Source organism: Porphyrobacter sp. HT-58-2 (assembly GCF_002952215.1).
Taxonomy (GTDB): Bacteria; Pseudomonadota; Alphaproteobacteria; order Sphingomonadales; family Sphingomonadaceae; genus Erythrobacter.
The window spans coordinates 1,512,649-1,530,109 of the sequence record NZ_CP022600.1 but is presented as its reverse complement, the minus strand read 5'-3'; the positions used below and the strand labels follow the sequence as shown (position 1 = coordinate 1,530,109).

The window sequence follows — 17,461 nt, the reverse complement described above, 5'->3', positions numbered from 1 at the left end:
TGGGGAGGAGAGGGAAGAACGTTTCAAAAATCGCAACGCACGTGTCAGCCTTCCGGTTCCCCGGAACTTGCAGATGCAGCCGCAGCCCATGCTTCGAGCAAGGCATCGCGGCTCCTGAGGCCCATTTCGGGCAGGGCGTGATTGACCACATAGGTCGATCCGGTGTGGCGGTTGTCCCACATCGCCTGATGCGCTTCCGGCAAGCCGTCCCACGGCACGACTTCCGGCTCGGTCACTTCGAGCAGGCCCGCCGCGATCATGTCGTTCATCCGCGCGACCTCGTAGGCGTTGCACAGGTGCGTGCCGAAGATCTGCGCGGTCGGCATGTAGATGCGCCGCTGGCGGGTCCAGACCTGCGGAGCGTAGAAGGTGAAGCGGCAGCCGGACAGGTCTTCCGCAAAGATCACCCGCCCGGTGAAGGGCTTGACCAGCGAGGTCGAAATGCCAAGCGTGTCCTGCCCCGCCCGCTCGAACACCAGATCGGGGCTGCCACGCGGATTGTCGGGCGAGCGCAGGATCTTGCCCACCGCCGAACCGAAGGGCTTCATCACCCGGTCCTGATAATCGCGCACGGCGGCCTTGAAGACCTCGATATCGGCCTTGGCATCGGGCAGGCGCGGCATGGTGTCGGGCCAGTGGAAATTCGCGCCCTCGCGGCGGCGGATGGATTCAAGGGAGACGATGCCCTCGATCGCGTCCTCCAGCCCCAGCGATTGCAGGAATTCGCGCTGGCCGTCGGTGGTGGTGGCGATGACGCTGCGGGCGTTGAAGCGCCGCGCGGCCTCGATCATTTCGAGCCCGGTCTCGTCGAGCAACTCGCTCGATCCCGGCCCGTAGAAGATCAGCACCGCCTCGCCGCCCCGCAAGCTTGCGCGCCGGAGCATTTCCTCAGGTGAGGCCGTGCCCGGCTTGCCCATAAAGCTGAAGTGATAGCCGGACGAGGCGCCATAGAAGGCCAGTGTTCCGCCTTCGGCCAGCAATTGGAACGAGCGTGGGAAGGCCGTCTCGCCCGCGTGGCTGACCACATAATCGGCGAGCTTGCCGCCATTGAGCGCCTTGTATTCCTCGATCAGCGGCGCGCCTGCCGCTTCCCATTTCTGAGCCTCGGCCTTGTCCTCCGGCACCACGGTGTAGAGATCGGCAAAGCGCGCATCCTTGCGGTTGATCGCGCCGACCGCGCCCTGCACTTTGGTGATGAACGCCGCGCGCTCTTCCGAGGACACGAGGCCCGTCACCTGCAAGCCCGTGCGCACCGAAGACCTGAGGGCATCGAGCCCCGTCCCCGTCGCCGCCCCTTCGACAAACAGCGTCCGCCCCGGCGCGATCTCCAGCGTCGTGAACAAGCAGCGCGCGATGGTGCCGAGGTTCAGCACATAGCTTCCCGCCTGCTCGAGCGTGAGATCAGGCGGCACCTTGTGCATCTGCGGGGCCTGCACCGTCAGGAACTGGGCGTGGCTGCCGGTCTCGGTCTCGTAGCCCTGAATGCTGAAGTCCGCATACATCGGGTCATTGCCGACCTGCGGCGAGAGCAGGTCGTTGGTGCCGGAATAGACCGTTACCAGATCGCCGACCTTGATCCGCCCCTGCGCCCGCGTCTCGCTGCCCAGTGCCGCGACCAGCGCGATGCCGCCGGAGCCGGTGATCTGCACATCTTCCTCATGCGCATCGAAGGGCGAGACGGGGATGCCGGTCAGCGCCCAGATGTCGTTGAAGTTGACCTCGCTCGTCAGCATGTAAAGCAGCGCTTCGTTGGGCGCGGGCGCGGGCGTCTTGACGATCAGCTCTTTCTCGTGGCTCGCGGGCGGGCCGAAACGGGGCTGGCCGGTGTCGGGATCGCGGGCGATGCCGAAGGCGTATTGGTGGCTGGGGATCGGGGTCACGCCGGGATAGAACGGCGCGCCCACGGGCAGCAGATCGCCTGCCGCTTCCAACGCCTGTGCACGCATTTCATGCTCGGCATCGATCCACACGCCGTCACGGCGGACAGGGAGCGGCGGGGCGACCTTGTCCATGAACTGGCGAATGCCGGTCTTGCCGCCCTCGGGATCGACGATGGCCTCGGCGAACAGCTTCGCCTCGCGCGCGGTGCCCTGGGTGATGCCTTGCTCAAGGCCGGCGCGCACGGCTTCCAAGGCCCGCGCCCCGGCTTGCCCACGGCCCGCCCAGTCGAGCTGACGCAGGATGCGCTGGAGGAAGTCGTCCTCCAGCACCGCATCGAGGCTGATGTCCGACGCGCTTTCCCAACGCGAGACCGCCGCCTGCCGCTCCGCGAAGGCACGGCCCAACGCGGAGTCCGCACCGTGCTTCACATAGTCGCGCACCGCCGCATGGGCCTGCGAAAGCGCATCATGCGCCCCTTCAACCAGTTCATCGACCAGACCGATATCGGTCGCCGCTTCCGCCGTGATGCTCCGCCCGCCGAGGATGAGGTCAAGCGCGTCGCGCACCCCCTCAGCCCCGCGCCGGTCAGCCAGCAGGCGCGGCAGGCGCTGGGTGCCACCATAGCCGGGAAGGAGCCGAAGGCGGATTTCGGGCTGGCCGAAGCGCGCGGTCGGCTCGGCAATGCGGTAATGGCAGGCGAGCGCGAACTCCATCCCGCCGCCCAGCGCCACGCCCTGCACTGCCGCGACGCAGGGCTTGTTCATGCTCTCGATGGTGCGGAAGGCAAGGTGCGCGTTGTTGGGCAGCACCATGGCTTCCTCGACGGTGTGGATCTCCTCCAGCATCTGCCGGATGTCCGCCCCGGCGACGAAGGACGAGGTGCCCTCGCCGGTGAAGACCACCGCGACGACATTCTCGTCACGCGCCAGCGTCGAGGTGACCAGCACCAGCTCGTCAATCGCACGTTCGTTGAGCGCGTTGACCGGCGGGTTGGTGACGGTGACGGTCGCCACCTGCTTGCCGGGAGCGACCGTGTTGTACTGGACGAGGAAATAGCGGTGCCGGTCAAACAGTGCCTGCTCGTCCGACATGCGCTGCTTGCGCTGCCAGTCGTCGATGACGCGCTTCAACTCGTCCAGCGCCTCAGGGTTCCTCAGCGTGGTCACATCGCCCACGTCCTCGCCCACCACCAGCGCGCGGACCATGCGGCGCATATATTTGCCCGAGCGGGTTTCGGGGAATTGCGAGACTTCGATGAAGTCGGCAGGCACCGCGACCGCGCCCTTTTCGGTCCGCACCAGATCGAACAACCGGCGCTTGTCCTCGTGCGTCAGCTTGCGCCCCGCGACCGGCACCACGAAGGCGAGCGGGGTCAGCCCCTTCTCGCGGTGCGGCGCGCCGACCACCAGCACGTTGCCGACCGGCGAGTCCGGCGCAAGCGCCTTGTCGCGCAGCACCGCGCCTTCGATTTCCTCGGTCCCCATGCGGTGGCCCGAAACGTTGATCACGTCATCCGAGCGCCCGTGGAGCGAGAAAGAACCGTCCGCGTGCTGGATCGCGAAATCGCCCTGGGTATAGGCCCAGGCGCCCTTCCAGCGCCGCCAGTAGCCCTCTTCCCACCGCTTGGCGTCACCGCGCCAGGCGGGATCGACCCGGCCATCGGCAACCTTGAAGCCCGCGATGTCGCCCCAGATGGTGCGCGCGAGGTAAGGGTAAGGCGCGGCGATCACGATCTCGCCCTTCTCGCCCGTTTCGGCCTTGCGCCACGACACGCCGCCATCGTCGGCGCGGGCGAAGGGGGCGGGCGCGCCTGTGCCAGCCTCATCCTCGACCCACACATCGCCGACGATCCACGGCAGCGGATAGGCGTGGGCATCGGGCCGCAGCGGGAAATCGTCGTTGGCGAACATATGCGTCCACGCGATCCCGCCGTGCTCGGTGGCCCAGTAGCTATTGATGTAGCGCTCCGTGACGTGCTCCATCCCGAAGGCCTGCACGCTGGGGCTCACCGGCTCGGCGCAGAAGGTCGCCACACGCAAGCCGCTCATGTCGTAGCGTTCGACCTCGGCGAGGTTCGCAGGGTCGGACATGATCGACTTGAGGAAGGTCACCCCCGCCTTGAAGATTGTCACATGGTGCCGCTCGATCATCGAGGCGAAGCGGCCCGCGTGGGGGAAGACGGGCGAGCCTTCGCTCACCAGCGAGGTCACCCGCGTCATCAGCGGCGCGCAAATGAGATAACTCTGCCCGGTGATCCAGCCCGGATCGGCGACCACGAACAGCGTATCCCCGGGGCGCGCGTCGAAGCTCGCCGCCATTGTCTCGGCGACGCCCGCAGCATAGCCGTGCGAATGGACGATCCCCTTCGGCTTGCCGGTGCTGCCCGAGGTATAGATGAAGAACATCGGATAGTCGGCATCGACCGGCATCGGCTTTGACGACGCCCAGATCGCGCGGACGAAATCGCTGTCGGGCAGCGCCATCAGCTCGGCTTCGGATGCGACCTGAAAGCCCGCGCCGCGCGCCTTTTCCAGCACGGTGACCAGCGCCACGTCGGTCAGCTCGTGGCTCCAGCGGTCACGCTCCTCACGCCAGATCATGTCGGGCTGGTTGGTATGACGGCACACGATCACCGCCTCGACCCGCGGCGGCAGGGTGACGAGGCTCGAGGCAATCGCGATCCGCACCCGCGCGGCATCGGCAGACGTGATCCGGCCCTCGCTGCCCAGATTGATGAGCGCCCGGCCCACGCCGCGCATCACGTCGGAACGGTCAACCGTGATCTCGCCCGCCAGCGCCTCGCGCACGGTGTCGAGGATCGTTTCATGGCCGCCTTCGGGCAGTTCCAGATCGAGCCCGCCAAGGATCGCCAGCGCCGTCGTCACCGGCACGAAATTGTCGAGCGCCGGGTCGGTATAGGCGTTCTTGAACGCGGCGACCTGCGCGTTGCGGTAGCTGCCGTCGCTGGTGACGATGACGCGCGCTGCGGTGTCGGCGATGCGATCCGACAGGGTCTTGTCCGAGAAGCCCCCGAACACCGCCGTATAGACGACGCCCATCCGCTTGGCCGCTTCGGTCCAGTAGATCTGCGGCACGATGCTCGGCATGTTCAAGGCCATGCGGTCGCCCGGCTTGAGCCCCAGCGCTTCAAGCGCGACGGCGCACTTCGCCACCTCAAGCAGCAGGCGTTTGCGGCTGACGGTGAAGCAGTCGATCGGCGCGCCCTTGCCGCCGTTGGCGGACATGTCCCAGCGGTCACCTTCGAAGATCAGCGCCGCTTCGTGCCCATGCCCGGCGAGCACGTGCCGGTCGAGTTCGCTGAAGGCGGCATTGGTGCGCCCGCCGAGAAACCAGCGCCAATGCGGCGGACAGGAGCCGTCAAAGCCCGTATGCCAGGGGGTGAAATCGTCCGGCAGATCGGGGCTGACCGGCGCGGCGCTGGCGGCATCCCAGCCGTGCCAGCGGCCGTCCTCGCCTTTCGCAAGCCACGCGCCGTCAGCGCCGCAATCGGCCACGAACCAATGCATATTCCGTCCGGCGATTTCGCCGTGGAACGCGCCAGGATCAGCCAGCGCCGCAGTGCGCATTGCTTCCCAGTCTGCGCGGGTGCGCACGGGATTGGTCAACGCGGCAGGCGCGCTCGCGAACAGAGTGTCTACAGAAATGACGCCGTCCCCCGATCTTCGCAAAAACGCTGTGCGTGATCCCGAACGCTCGGCGGTAATGCAGCAAAATTACACGCTGTGCCGAGCAAGGGCAAGAAAATGCCACAGGAGCTGCACGTTTCGACAACGCAAATGCCGAACATCAGTTCCCTCCCTCCTGCCACCTGGCAATCGGGGCTCACGCGCGTAACGCTTTTTCAACTGCATCGGGCCTATGGCGACAGTCGGCGGCACACTGCCCGCGGCCTCCGTTCGGCCCGGTCGCGGCAAGGTGCGCTCTGGAACAAGGACAAGGCATGCCATTGGGCTTTCTGAAATCCACGCGCGAGCCGTCCCGCTCGGCGACTGAAGGCCAAGCCGGCGAACGGCGGGCGCGGCCCGAACGCACCGCCGTGCTCGGCGAGGTCGAGGAACTCGGCGTCGGCATGTTCTGGGCGACCGACGAGGCAGGCAACCTCTCGTTCCTGTCCCAGCGCGCGATCACCGAATTGGGGGACACGAGCGGGGAGCTGATCGGCCAGCCGATCACGCGCGTGTTCAGCGATGTCGAGCCCGAAGCCGGAGCACCGGCTCAGCGCAGCCTCGCCTTCAAGATGAAGGCCCGTTCCAGGCTTGAAGAACAAATCGTCGCCGTGCCGGACGGACGCGGCAGCACTCGCTGGTGGCGCTTGAACGCCCGCCCGCTGATTGACGCGGCTGGAACCTTCAAGGGCTATCGGGGCAGTGCGGTCGATATCTCCAGCCAATATGCCTACGAAACTCAGGTTGCGCGGCAATCGCAGGTCGACGAGCTGACCGGCCTTGCCAACCGCCGCAAGCTGAACGAACGGCTTACCGCGATGCTCGCCGCATTCCGGGTCAGCCAGCGCAGCTGCGCATTGATGATGCTCGATCTCGACCGCTTCAAGCAGGTCAACGACACGATGGGCCACCCGGCCGGCGACGAACTGCTCAAGCAGGTGGCCGAGCGGCTCAAGAGCATCGTCAAGGACAGCGGCGAAGTCGGCCGTCTGGGCGGCGACGAGTTTCAGGTGCTGCTGCCCGACATGGATGACCGCGGCACACTGGGAGAACTGGCGAACCGCATCGTCCAGTCGCTTTCGCAGCCCTATCAGATCAATGGCCGGCGGGCGATCATCGGCACCTCGGTCGGCATCGCCATTGCGCCCTATGACGGCCTCGAAGCAGACGAGCTGACCGGTGCGGCCGACATGGCGCTCTATTCCGCCAAGGAAACGCGCGGCGGCACCTTCTGTTTTTTCACCAGCGAGCTGCGCGAAGCGGCCTCCAAGACCGCGATGCTGGGCGATCGGCTGCGCGACGCGGTTGATCGCGACGAACTGAAACTCGCCTATCAGCCGCTGGTCGACCCGGTCACCAACGAAGTCAAATGCTTCGAGGCCCTGCTGCGCTGGCATGATTCCGAAGAAGGCGACATCAGCCCGGCGCAGTTCATCCCGGTGGCCGAGAATGATGATCTCATCATCAGGATCGGCGAGATGGCGCTGCGTCAGGCGTGCATGGACGCGCTGGCGTGGCCCGAAACGATCAAGGTCGCGGTCAATGTGTCCGCCAAGCAGTTTGTCCGCCCCGGATACCGCAAGGCGGTTGCCGCCGCACTCGACGCTTCGGGTCTGTCCCCCGGACGGCTCGAACTGGAAATCACCGAGAGCGTCTTCGCCGGCGATCTTGAAACGGTGGATGCGATCTTCCGCGATCTCAAGAAGCTGGGCGTGCGGCTCGCGCTTGACGATTTCGGAACCGGCTATTCGTCGCTCGGCTATCTCAAGCATGGGCATTTCGACAAGATCAAGATCGACCAGAGCTTCGTGCGCGGCTGCACTGAGAACGGGGACATCAACCCCGCGATCATCACCGCGATCGTCGCGCTCGCCAAGGCGCTCGGGATGGAAACCGTCGCCGAGGGTGTCGAGGCAATGGACGAGCTAAATCTGGTGCGCGAACGCGGCGCGGATTTGGTGCAGGGTTACATCTATTCCCGCCCGTTGACGCAGGATCAGGTGACGCAGCAATTCGCGGAAGGTTCGGTGATCTTCCGCCCCAGCGGCCCGCCGCGCCACCGCGCCGAGCGCATCACCATCTTCCGCAAGGTCGGACTGATCCACGAGGATCACTACTACGACGTGATCCTGCGCAATCTTTCCAAGACCGGCGCGCGCATCACCGGGCTGGCCGGGGTGCCGGTCGGGACCGACGTTGTGCTCGATCTCGGCCACGGGCAACTTGTTGTAAGCAAAGTGGTAAATGCCACCGAGAACAGCCAGGGCCTCCACTTCGAAACCCCGTTGATCAGCGACGGCTGTGGCGGGTTCATGACCCGGCACCGCATCTCGCCCTACTCGCTCGCCGAGGCCGGCATTCCGCTCGCGGCGCTGGGTGCGGGGGCCTTCCCGCTCGCCAAATGGCGCGAGGCCAACAAGACCGTACCGAAATTCGTGCAGCTTGAACTCAGCGTGCCGAACGCCTGACCCTCAGCCCCGATGTTTCACGCGAAACACCGGTGCTGGCAGGGGTTTGAACGGGGTCTGGCGGGGGTCTGGCGGGGGGCAAGCCGCGGCCTGACGCGCTTCAAGGGCGGGCAAGCCGGGGCAACCTCACCCGCGTCCGCGATAGCCCGGCACGCCCTGATCGGGCAGCCACAGGCCTTCAGGCGGCGACCCGCTCTGCCAGAACACGTCAATCGGGATGCCGCCGCGCGGATACCAGTACCCGCCGATCCTGAGCCACTGCGGGCGCATCTCGGTAAACAGACGCACGCCGATGCCCACAGTCACATCCTCGTGGAAGCCGTTGTGGTTGCGGAACGAGCCGAGGAACAGCTTCAGGCTCTTGCTCTCCACAATCGTCTCGCCCGGCACATAGTCGATCACCAGATGCGCGAAATCGGGCTGGTTGGTCACCGGACACAGCGAGGTGAACTCAGGGCTGACAAAGCGCACCATATAGGTCAGGCCCACCCGCGGGTTCGGCACGTAATCGAGCACCGCTTCTTCGGGCGAGGCAGGCAGCGGGGTGTCACGGCCAAGGAATTGCGGGGCAGGCTTGGGGGTGTCGGATGTCGTCGTCATGGGAGGGGCTGTTGCCTTGAATGGGGGATGGGCGCAAGCAGGCAACTGGACGAAGGCGGACAAGGTTCCCTATGGGGCCAGCAAATGTTCAGCTGGCACGCGCCAGCACTGCCTGACCGGTCATCATGAGCACCTTGTCCAAGCCCCGCCTGCATCGTCCCCCGGCCGCGCTGATCGCGCTGGGCCTTGCCACGGCTGCCACTGCCCCGCTCGCCGGACAGACCGCGCCCGGCAGTTTCACTCTGCCAGAACCTACCCCGTCACCCAGCCCGGCCCCCGCAGGCCCGGCAGACGAGCGCAGCGGCGTCGCGATCCCGCCGCGCGTTCAGCCCGAAGCTGCCCCCACGGTGACAGCGACCCCGGTGATCCAGCCGCTGCCACAATCGACCCCATCCCCGACCCGCCCGCAGACGCGTGCGCCCGCCCCGGCGCCCACCTCTGCTCCGAGCCCAGCGCCTGAGAGCACCCCGGTCGCGGCGGCTGCCGACCAACCCGAACAGTCCCCCACGCTGCCGGCTGAACCTCTGCCGCCAACGACGTCTGCCTCCCCGCCCCCGCCAGCGACGACAGCCCTACCCGCCGAAACTTCGGCATTGGGCGCCTCGGTGCTGCCCGACTGGTGGCCCTATGCCGCTGGTGGGCTTGGCGCGCTGGCGCTGCTGGGCGGATCTGCTTTGGCATGGCGGCGGCGCAAGCCTGCGGTGCTGCGCCTTGCCGCGCCGCTGGCGGCGGGCGGATCGCGCGCGGCAGATGACGCCGCCCTGCCCCGCCTCGATCTCACGCTCGAAATCACCGGGGCGACCCGTAGCGTGATGATGTTCACGCTGGGCTACCGGCTGACCGTAGCCAACCGCACCGAAAGGGCGGTGAACGACCTGGGGGTTGCGGTGCAGCTTGCCTCGGCGCAGCGCGGCGCTGACAATGCCCCGGCCCCCGGCGCGGCCCAGCGGCTTGACCGGATCGCGCGCGTCGGGCCGCATCAGGCGCGCAGCATCACCGGTGACGTGCAACTGCCACTGTCTGCGATCTCTCTGCTGCGACAGGGCAACGCGCCGCTGTTCATTCCGCTGCTGCACGTCACACTGGAAGGCGAAGGGCAAAGCGCGATGAGCCGCAGCTTCGTGATCGGCCCGCCGAGTGCCAGCGGCGCGGGGCGTGTCCACCCGATTCTGCTCGATGCCCCGCCCGGCGGAATCCCCGGCCTGATCGCCCAGCCGCTTTCTCAGCCGCCCGTCCAACCCGCCAGCGCAGCCTGAAGCAAGGCTTGGCAGCATCCGTCTGACCGGGCTAGGGTCGGCGGCATGAACACTTCCCTTCCCGCGCTTGTCTCGACCGAGTGGCTCGCCCGCAATCTCGATGCACCGGGCCTTGCCGTGCTCGATGCCTCGCATCACCTGCCCGCCGCGCAGCGCGATGCGGCGGCTGAATATGCCGCCGGTCATATCCCCGGCGCGCGCTTTCTCGGGCTGGCAAGCCTGTTCGATAGCGGCTCGCCCGTCCCCTATGCCCTGCCCACCCCCGATCAGCTGGCCGCGCGGCTTGCCTTGCTCGGCGTGCGGGGCGAGGATGCGATCATCCTTTATGATGACAGCGCGATCCGCACTGCCGCGCGCGCGTGGTTCATGCTGACCGCGATGGGGTGGGAACGGGTCGCGATCCTCGACGGCGGACTTGCCAAGTGGCGCGCCGACCATCGTCCGCTGGAAATCGGCGCCGGGACAAGCGATCCGGCCAGTCCCGTCCAGCTCACCGGCCCGCGCCGGGTGCGCAGCAAGGCCGATATGCTCGCCAATCTCGATGCCGACCGCGAACAGGTGGTCGATGCGCGTTCGGCTGACCGGGTCTATGGCACCGGGACTGATCCCGTCCACGGCCTGCCGATGGGCCGCATTCCGGGGGCGCTGAACCTGCCCTTCACCGAACTGTTCAACCCCGATGGCACCTACCGATCGACCGAGGAAATCCGTTCGGCCTTCGAGAATGCGGGCCTCGACATGACCCGGCCGATTGTCGCCAGTTGCGGCAGCGGCGTGACGGCGAGCGTGCTGCTGTTCGCGCTCCACCTGATCGGCGAGAGCGACTTTGCGCTGTATGATGGCAGCTGGAGCGAATGGGGTGCTGATCCCGATACGCCCAAGGCCCAAGGCCCCGAAATCGGACGGCCTGACGCATGAGCGGCGGCGGAGATGACAGCCACCTGAAGCCTGCCACGCGGCTGGTGCGCGGGGGACGGCGCAAGGAATGGACCGGCCCGGTGGTCAATCCGCCGGTGTGGCGCGGATCGACCCATCTTTATGACAAGGACGCCGATCGCCACGCAGCGGGCGGCAATAATGTCGACGGGCAGTTCTTCTATGGCCGGCGCGGCGCACCGACCCAGTGGGCGCTGGCCGAGGCGCTGACTCAGATCGAGCGCGGGGCTTACGGCACGCAGCTCTATCCCAGCGGTGTAGCCGCAATTGCCGGGTGCATGCTCGCCGTGCTGAAGCCCGGCGACCGCTTGCTGATGGCTGACAATGCCTATGACCCCTCGCGCAGCATGGCGACCGGCCTGCTGGCGCGGATGGGGGTGACAACGACCTTCTTCGATCCGCGCGATCTGACGGCTTTCGCGGCGCTGGCAGAGGGCGCGCAGGCGGTGTGGCTGGAGGCCCCCGGCAGCCTCACCTTCGAGATGTGCGATGTCCCGGCCCTTGCCGCCATTGCCCGCGAGCACGGTGCCGTCAGCATGATCGACAACACCTGGGCAAGCCCGCTCGGCTTCGCGGCGCTGGAACATGGCTGCGACATCGTGATGATGAGCCTGTCGAAGCACGTCGGCGGCCATTCCGACGTGATGATGGGCAGCGCCAGTGCGGGCAAGCGGTGGTACACGGCGCTGCGTCGCACCGCGCAGGAACTGGGGCAGGTCGTCTCGCCCGACGATGCGGCGCTGGCGGCGCGCGGATTGCGTACGATGGGCGTTCGGCTGGAGGCGCAGACCCGCACCGCGCTGGCGGTGGCCCAATGGCTTGAAGCCCAGCCGCAGGTCGCGCGGGTGCTGTGTCCGATGCTCCCCTCCGATCCCGGCCATGCCCTGTGGCGCCGCGACTTCACCGGTGGCTGCGGGCTGTTCGCCTTCGTGTTGGCCAGCGATGATCCAGCGGCCTCGGCCCGCGTGGCCGACGCACTGGAACTGTTCGGCATCGGCTATTCCTGGGGCGGGTTCGAAAGCCTTGCCCTGCCGATCCGGCCGGAGGATTACCGCAGTTGCATGACCGGCACCGGCGGCAGGCCCGCGCTGCGCCTTGCCATCGGGCTGGAAGACCCCGAGGATCTCATCGCCGATCTGGCGCAAGCTCTGGCGCGGGTCGGATGAGCGCGCCCGGCACCCCCGCCAGCGTCCCGCCGGACGCTTCGCCAGCCTCTGCGCCGTCCCCCGCCGAGCCGGTCGAAGTCGTGGAAGCAGCCGACAAGCTCAGGGAAGGCGTCACCAAGCAAAGCGAAACCGCTGGAGCCTTCCTCGACCGGCTAGATGCATTCGCGCTGGAAGTGGGGGATATCCGCTTCTCGCTGTTCGATGCCCTGCTGGTCGCCAGCGTCATCCTGCTGGTGATCACCGCAGCGATCCTGCTCAACCGCTTCGGGCGCCGGGTGATCCGCAATGTCGGCCGCTTCGATGAAACGCAGAAAGTGCTGTCCGAAAAGATCCTGACGATCATCGTCTGGGCCGCGGCCTTCTTCGTCGGGATCGACCTGCTCGGCATCGATCTGACCGCACTGGCCTTTTTCGGCGGGGCTTTCGGCCTTGCGATCGGCTTCGGGTTGCAGAAGACCTTCGGCAACCTGATCGCCGGGATCATCCTGCTGATGGACAAGTCGATCAAGCCGGGCGACGTCATCGCGGTGACCGACATGGCCGGCAACGAGACCTTCGGCCAGATCCGCAAGATCGGCATCCGCGCAGTCTCGGTGACGACGCGGGACGAGCGTGAATATCTCATCCCCAACGAAAACCTGATGATCAACCAGGTCGAAAACTGGTCCTATTCCTCCAAGCGGGTGCGGATGCAGGTGCGGGTCGGGGTCAGTTACAACGCCGACATGAAGCTGGCCGAGGAATTGATGCTCGAAGCCGCGAGACAGGCCACGCGCGTGCTCGACACGCCGCCGCCGACCGTCTGGATGAGCGGCTATGGCGACAATTCGGTCGATTTCGTGATCCATTGCTGGATCGTCGATCCCGAGCAGGGGGTCGGCAATGTCCGCAGTGCGGTGCTCAAGAACCTGTGGTGGCTGTTCAAGGAGCACGGGATCGAGATCCCCTTCCCCCAGCGCGACATCAACCTGCGCGGCAATGCGCAGTTCGATGCGTTGATCGCGGCGCTCGAAAGCAGAGCCGCACCGGGCGAATAGCTGCGCTTCTGGCAGGCCAAACCATTCTCGCTGGCACGCATAGGCAGTCTCGCCCATCTGCGGTGCCATGCGAAAGACTGGCACTATCTATCTCGTCGGCGCAGGGCCGGGTCCGGTGGACCTGCTCACCCTGCGTGCAGCCCGCCTGATTTCCGAGGCGCGGGTGATCGTCCATGACGGGCTGATCGGCCCGGACATTCTGGGCCTTGCCCGCCCGGACGCGCGGCTCATTAGCGTCGCCAAGCAGCGCGCCCGCCACACCATGCCGCAGGAAGACATCAACGCGCTGCTGATCCGTGAGGCGCGCGCGGGCCATGACGTGGTGCGATTGAAGGGCGGCGATCCCTTCATCTTCGGGCGCGGCGGCGAGGAAGCGGAGGATGCGCGCGCGGCCGGGGTTCCGGTCGAGGTCGTGCCCGGCATCAGCGCGGCCAATGGCGCGGCCGCCGCCAGCCAGATCGCGCTCACCCACCGCGATGCCTCCAGCATCGTCAGCTTCGTGGCCGGCCAGTGCAAGGGCCTCTCCGATCAGGACTGGTCGGGCCTCGCCGGACGGGGCCGCACGCTGGTGATCTACATGGGCGTCTCCACCGCCGCCGCCATCGCCGAAAAGCTCATGGCCGATGGCCTCGCCCCGTCCATGCCCGTCGCCGTAATCGAGAACGCCGCTCGGCCCGAAATGCGGGTGCTGCGCGGGCTGCTGGCAGGCCTGCCCGATCTGGTCGAGGCGCATGCCGTCAAGAGCCCGGCGCTGATCGTCATCGGCGAAGTGACCGCACGCGAGGATATGGCCGTGGCGAGGCTGGTGCAGGAGGCAGCGCAATGAAAATCCTCACCGGCAACGACCTGCGCACCGGCGCGGTGACCTGGTGGGACGGCGCGGGCTGGTCGTTGTTCGTCGATGATGCCGTCGATGTGGGCGACGACGCCGAGGAAATCCTCGCCCGCGAAGTCGCCACGCGCCGGGTCAACGTCCCTTACGCCATCGACGCCAGCATCGACGCCGCCGGGCACGTCCGCCCCGCGCATATCAAGGACCGGGTGCGCGCGCTCGGCCCGACCGTGCGGCGCGACCTCGCAGTGCCGACTGCCGACAAGACCGGCTGGGACTGGGTGATCTGACAGTGATCGGAGACGATGATTTTCTCCGAGAAGGGCAGGCCCGTGCGGTCTGCATTGCCTGTGGCGATCTCAAGCATGAGCCATTTCATCGCTGTGAGGCCTGCGAACTCGACCCCAAGGGACCTGATCTGGTGAAGGCAACTTACCTCTCGGTTTATCGCTTCGCCGATGATCGCGCGGCCGCGGCACGGTATGCCGATGAGCTACCCGCAATCGGTAAAGCGATCGCAGGTGGGGCGCCAGCGCTTTATGACGCGGATGAGCTTGCCCGGTTGGAAGGCTGGATCGATGCGACCGTGTCGGCGGGTTCGAAGAGCGTGATCCGAATAGTTCTTTTTGCAGCCCTCGTCCTCGCAGCTCTTGTCGCTGCTTGGGCAATCCTGGGGAACGGGTGAATATGTACCGCTATGACCAATACGATCAGGCGATGGTCGATGCCCGCGTCGCCGAATTCCGCGATCAGGCCCGCCGCCGCTTGGAAGGCAAGCTGACCGAGGACCAGTTCAAGCCGCTGCGGCTGATGAACGGGCTCTACCTCCAGCTTCACGCCTATATGCTGCGCGTCGCCATTCCCTATGGCACGCTGGATTCGCGCCAGATGGAGATGCTGGCCGACATCGCCGACAAGTATGATCGCGGCTACGGCCACTTCACCACCCGCCAGAACATCCAGTACAACTGGATCAAGCTGGAAGACTGCGCCGATGCGCTCGCCGATCTGGCGACAGTCGAGATGCACGCGATCCAGACCAGCGGCAATTGCATCCGCAACATCTCGTCCGATCACTTCGCGGGCGCGGCGGCGGATGAGGTGGTCGACCCTCGCCCCTATGCCGAGTTGATGCGCCAGTGGTCGAGCTTCCACCCGGAATTCACCTACCTCCCGCGCAAGTTCAAGATCGCGGTGATCGCCTCCGAAAAGGACCGCGCGGCAATGCGGCTGCACGATATCGGCGTGCGGATCGTCAAGCGTGACGGAGAGATCGGCGCGCAGTTCTATGCGGGCGGCGGGATGGGCCGCACGCCGATGATCGCGCCCCTGATCCGCGATTTCGTGCCGATCGACCAGTTCATCACCTATGCCGAGGCGTGCCTTCGGGTCTACAACCGCTACGGGCGGCGCGACAACAAGTACAAGGCGCGCATCAAGATCCTCGTCCACGAACTGGGCGCGGCGGAGTATATCCGTCAGGTCGAAGAGGAATTCGCGCATCTGCTCAGCGTGGGGGTGGAACCCCCGCGCGAGGAACTGGCGCGGATTGCCAGCTTCTTCGAACTCCCCGAACCCCTCCGCCGTCCCGGCCCCCGAGCCGGGACCCCGCTCACTCCCGAGCGGATCAGGGACATCGGGGCCCCGGATCAGGTCCGGGGCGGGGGGTTTGAGGCATGGGCCTTGAACAACACCCATCCCCACCGCCACCCCGATTATGTCTCGGCCGTCATCAGCCTCAAGCCCGCAGGCGGCATCCCGGGCGATGCGACCTCGGTGCAGATGCGGGTCGTCGCCCGCCTCGCCCGCGAATACTCCTTCGACGAACTGCGCGTGATGCACACCCAGAACCTGCTGCTGCCCCATGTGCGGATTGCCGACCTTCAAGCGGTGTGGCAGGCGCTCGACGAAGCGGGCCTTGGCGCTGCCAATATGGACACGATCGAGGACATCATCGCCTGCCCGGGCCTCGATTATTGCAGCCTCGCCAACGCCCGCTCGATCCCGCTCGCCCAGCGGATTTCGGAGCGTTTCGCCCAGACCGGCCGCACTGAGGCTGTCGGCGAGTTGAAGCTGAAAATCTCCGGTTGCATCAACGCCTGCGGGCACCACCACGCGGGCCACATCGGCATCCTCGGCGTCGATAAGAAGGGGGTGGAGAATTACCAGCTCTCGCTCGGCGGCAGCGAGGCCGAAGACGTCAGCCTCGCCAAGATCACCGGCCCCGGCTTTGACGAGGACGGCGTGATCGCCGCCGTCGAGAAGGTCACCGACGTCTATCTCGCCAGCCGCACCGAGGGCGAGCGCTTCCTCGATACCTATCGCCGCATCGGCATGGAGCCGTTCAAGGAGGCGCTTTATGGGTAATGATCTGGGCACTTCCCCCGACGAGGTGCAGTTCCGTTTCCGCGATGATGAACCGGTCGATCACGCCGCCGTCACCGTGGACTCGGTGCTCGAACAGACCAACGCCACCGCCGTCCGGATCGAGCCGGGCGACGATGCGCGCCTGCTGCTGCCCTTCCTTGATCGCCTCGCACTGGTGGAGGTCAACTTCCCGGCGTTCGGTGACGGGCGCGGCTATTCCGCGGCCCGCATCCTGCGCGAGGCGGGCTATACCGGCGAACTGCGCGCGGTGGGCGATGTGCTCATCGACCAGCTCAGCCACATGCGCCGCTGCGGCTTCGACAGCTTCGCCCCCGACAAGCGCCTCGATGAGGAGGACGCGCGCCGCGCCTTCGCGACGTGGGAGAATGTGTATCAACGTGCCGCCGATGCCCGCGCCCCCATTGCGGAGAAGCGCCATGAAGCCTGAACTCGGCCTCGCCAGCGAAGGGCGCACCCGCGACAGCCTCGACCTCGCGCCGCGCTTTACCGAGCATGATGCGGTGCGGCTGAATCGGATGTTTCGCGGCAGCAGCACGCAGGAAATGCTGGAAGCGGTGATCCGTGACGGGCTGGCGGGCGATCTCGCGGTGGTCTCCAGCTTCGGCGCGGAGAGCGCGGTGCTGCTGCATCTGGTCGCCAGCGTCGACCCGGCAGTGCCGGTGCTGTTCCTCGATACCGGCAAGCATTTCCCCGAAACGCTGGCCTACCGCGATACGCTGGTGGAGCGGCTGGGCCTCAATCTGGTGGTGCTGACGCCAGATGCCGAGGAACTCGCCAAGCGTGACGAGACCGGCCTCAGGTGGTCCTACGATCCCGATGGCTGCTGCGAGATCCGCAAGGTCCGCCCGCTCGAAAAGGCGCTGGCAGGCTACGATGCCAGCTTCACCGGCCGCAAGGCCTTCCAGGCCGCGACCCGCGCGAACCTGCCGCGCTTTGAGGTCGATACCTCGGACGCGCAAGGACGCCTCAAGATCAACCCGCTGATCGATTGGGACGCGGGCCAGATCGAGGGGTATTTCATCCAGCACGACCTGCCCCGCCACCCGCTGATCGCGCAAGGCTATCCCTCGATCGGCTGCTCGCCCTGCACCTCGCAGGTCGCGCCCGGCGAAGACCCGCGTTCGGGCCGGTGGAAGGGCTGGGACAAGACCGAATGCGGCATCCACAAGCCGGGCGAGGAGCCGTTCCTCTGATTTGCAACACAAGCCTGC

Annotated in this window: 13 protein-coding genes; 11 read left to right on the top strand and 2 right to left on the bottom strand. The window is 66.6% G+C overall.

Going from position 1 to position 17,461, the window contains the following annotated elements; all coding sequences use genetic code 11:
- Positions 1–44: 44 nt before the first annotated feature.
- Positions 45–5,507, bottom strand: a complete 5,463-nt coding sequence (locus tag CHX26_RS07200; protein WP_269467232.1) for an AMP-binding protein — start codon at positions 5,505–5,507, stop codon at positions 45–47.
- A gap of 335 nt (positions 5,508–5,842) precedes the next feature.
- Here CHX26_RS07200 and CHX26_RS07195 point away from each other — a divergent pair, with 335 nt between their 5' ends.
- Positions 5,843–8,035: a putative bifunctional diguanylate cyclase/phosphodiesterase gene (locus CHX26_RS07195; protein WP_104941784.1), complete on the top strand. Its 2,193-nt coding sequence runs from the start codon at positions 5,843–5,845 to the stop codon at positions 8,033–8,035.
- Between the two features lie 126 nt (positions 8,036–8,161).
- On the opposite strand, the gene queF is transcribed toward CHX26_RS07195, so the two are convergent.
- The gene (queF, locus tag CHX26_RS07190) at positions 8,162–8,635 is read right to left on the bottom strand and encodes a preQ(1) synthase (RefSeq protein ID WP_104941783.1); all 474 of its coding nucleotides are present in this window, start codon (positions 8,633–8,635) and stop codon (positions 8,162–8,164) included.
- 125 nt (positions 8,636–8,760) lie between these two features.
- Here queF and CHX26_RS15625 point away from each other — a divergent pair, with 125 nt between their 5' ends.
- From CHX26_RS15625 to CHX26_RS07140, 10 genes are all read left to right on the top strand, one after another.
- A complete protein-coding gene (locus tag CHX26_RS15625; RefSeq protein WP_146107677.1) occupies positions 8,761–9,891 on the top strand; it encodes a hypothetical protein in 1,131 nt (376 codons plus the stop codon).
- Positions 9,892–9,936: 45 nt separating this feature from the next.
- Complete coding sequence (gene sseA / locus CHX26_RS07180) at positions 9,937–10,809, top strand: 3-mercaptopyruvate sulfurtransferase (protein ID WP_104941781.1); 873 nt, start codon at positions 9,937–9,939, stop codon at positions 10,807–10,809.
- Entirely contained in the window at positions 10,806–11,993 is a 1,188-nt protein-coding gene (gene metC / locus CHX26_RS07175; protein WP_104941780.1) for a cystathionine beta-lyase, read from the top strand. Before sseA ends, metC begins: the two co-directional genes overlap by 4 nt.
- Positions 11,990–13,030: a mechanosensitive ion channel family protein gene (locus CHX26_RS07170; protein ID WP_104941779.1), complete on the top strand. Its 1,041-nt coding sequence runs from the start codon at positions 11,990–11,992 to the stop codon at positions 13,028–13,030. The genes metC and CHX26_RS07170 overlap by 4 nt, the downstream gene beginning before the upstream one ends.
- A gap of 67 nt (positions 13,031–13,097) precedes the next feature.
- Positions 13,098–13,856 (top strand): uroporphyrinogen-III C-methyltransferase, encoded by a 759-nt coding sequence (cobA, locus tag CHX26_RS07165; RefSeq protein WP_104941778.1) that lies wholly within the window; start codon positions 13,098–13,100, stop codon positions 13,854–13,856.
- A complete protein-coding gene (locus tag CHX26_RS07160) occupies positions 13,853–14,152 on the top strand; it encodes a DUF2849 domain-containing protein (protein WP_104941777.1) in 300 nt (99 codons plus the stop codon). The genes cobA and CHX26_RS07160 overlap by 4 nt, the downstream gene beginning before the upstream one ends.
- 2 nt (positions 14,153–14,154) lie before the next feature.
- The gene (locus CHX26_RS07155; RefSeq protein ID WP_104941776.1) at positions 14,155–14,547 is read left to right on the top strand and encodes a hypothetical protein; all 393 of its coding nucleotides are present in this window, start codon (positions 14,155–14,157) and stop codon (positions 14,545–14,547) included.
- 2 nt (positions 14,548–14,549) lie between these two features.
- On the top strand, positions 14,550–16,229 hold the full coding sequence (locus CHX26_RS07150) for a nitrite/sulfite reductase (protein ID WP_104941775.1): 1,680 nt from the start codon (positions 14,550–14,552) through the stop codon (positions 16,227–16,229).
- Complete coding sequence (locus tag CHX26_RS07145) at positions 16,222–16,677, top strand: DUF934 domain-containing protein (RefSeq protein ID WP_104941774.1); 456 nt, start codon at positions 16,222–16,224, stop codon at positions 16,675–16,677. The genes CHX26_RS07150 and CHX26_RS07145 overlap by 8 nt, the downstream gene beginning before the upstream one ends.
- Entirely contained in the window at positions 16,667–17,443 is a 777-nt protein-coding gene (locus CHX26_RS07140) for a phosphoadenylyl-sulfate reductase (protein WP_104941773.1), read from the top strand. The genes CHX26_RS07145 and CHX26_RS07140 overlap by 11 nt, the downstream gene beginning before the upstream one ends.
- The last annotated feature ends 18 nt before the right edge of the window (positions 17,444–17,461 follow it).

What these genes read in the sequence shown, in the direction of transcription:
- CHX26_RS07195 (WP_104941784.1), top strand. Translation starts at nt 5,843, where the DNA reads ATGCCATTGGGCTTTCTGAAATCCACGCGCGAGCCGTCCCGCTCGGCG.
- queF (WP_104941783.1), bottom strand. Translation starts at nt 8,635, where the DNA reads ATGACGACGACATCCGACACCCCCAAGCCTGCCCCGCAATTCCTTGGC.
- CHX26_RS15625 (WP_146107677.1), top strand. Translation starts at nt 8,761, where the DNA reads ATGAGCACCTTGTCCAAGCCCCGCCTGCATCGTCCCCCGGCCGCGCTG.
- sseA (WP_104941781.1), top strand. Translation starts at nt 9,937, where the DNA reads ATGAACACTTCCCTTCCCGCGCTTGTCTCGACCGAGTGGCTCGCCCGC.
- metC (WP_104941780.1), top strand. Translation starts at nt 10,806, where the DNA reads ATGAGCGGCGGCGGAGATGACAGCCACCTGAAGCCTGCCACGCGGCTG.
- CHX26_RS07170 (WP_104941779.1), top strand. Translation starts at nt 11,990, where the DNA reads ATGAGCGCGCCCGGCACCCCCGCCAGCGTCCCGCCGGACGCTTCGCCA.
- cobA (WP_104941778.1), top strand. Translation starts at nt 13,098, where the DNA reads ATGCGAAAGACTGGCACTATCTATCTCGTCGGCGCAGGGCCGGGTCCG.
- CHX26_RS07160 (WP_104941777.1), top strand. Translation starts at nt 13,853, where the DNA reads ATGAAAATCCTCACCGGCAACGACCTGCGCACCGGCGCGGTGACCTGG.
- CHX26_RS07150 (WP_104941775.1), top strand. Translation starts at nt 14,550, where the DNA reads ATGTACCGCTATGACCAATACGATCAGGCGATGGTCGATGCCCGCGTC.
- CHX26_RS07145 (WP_104941774.1), top strand. Translation starts at nt 16,222, where the DNA reads ATGGGTAATGATCTGGGCACTTCCCCCGACGAGGTGCAGTTCCGTTTC.
- CHX26_RS07140 (WP_104941773.1), top strand. Translation starts at nt 16,667, where the DNA reads ATGAAGCCTGAACTCGGCCTCGCCAGCGAAGGGCGCACCCGCGACAGC.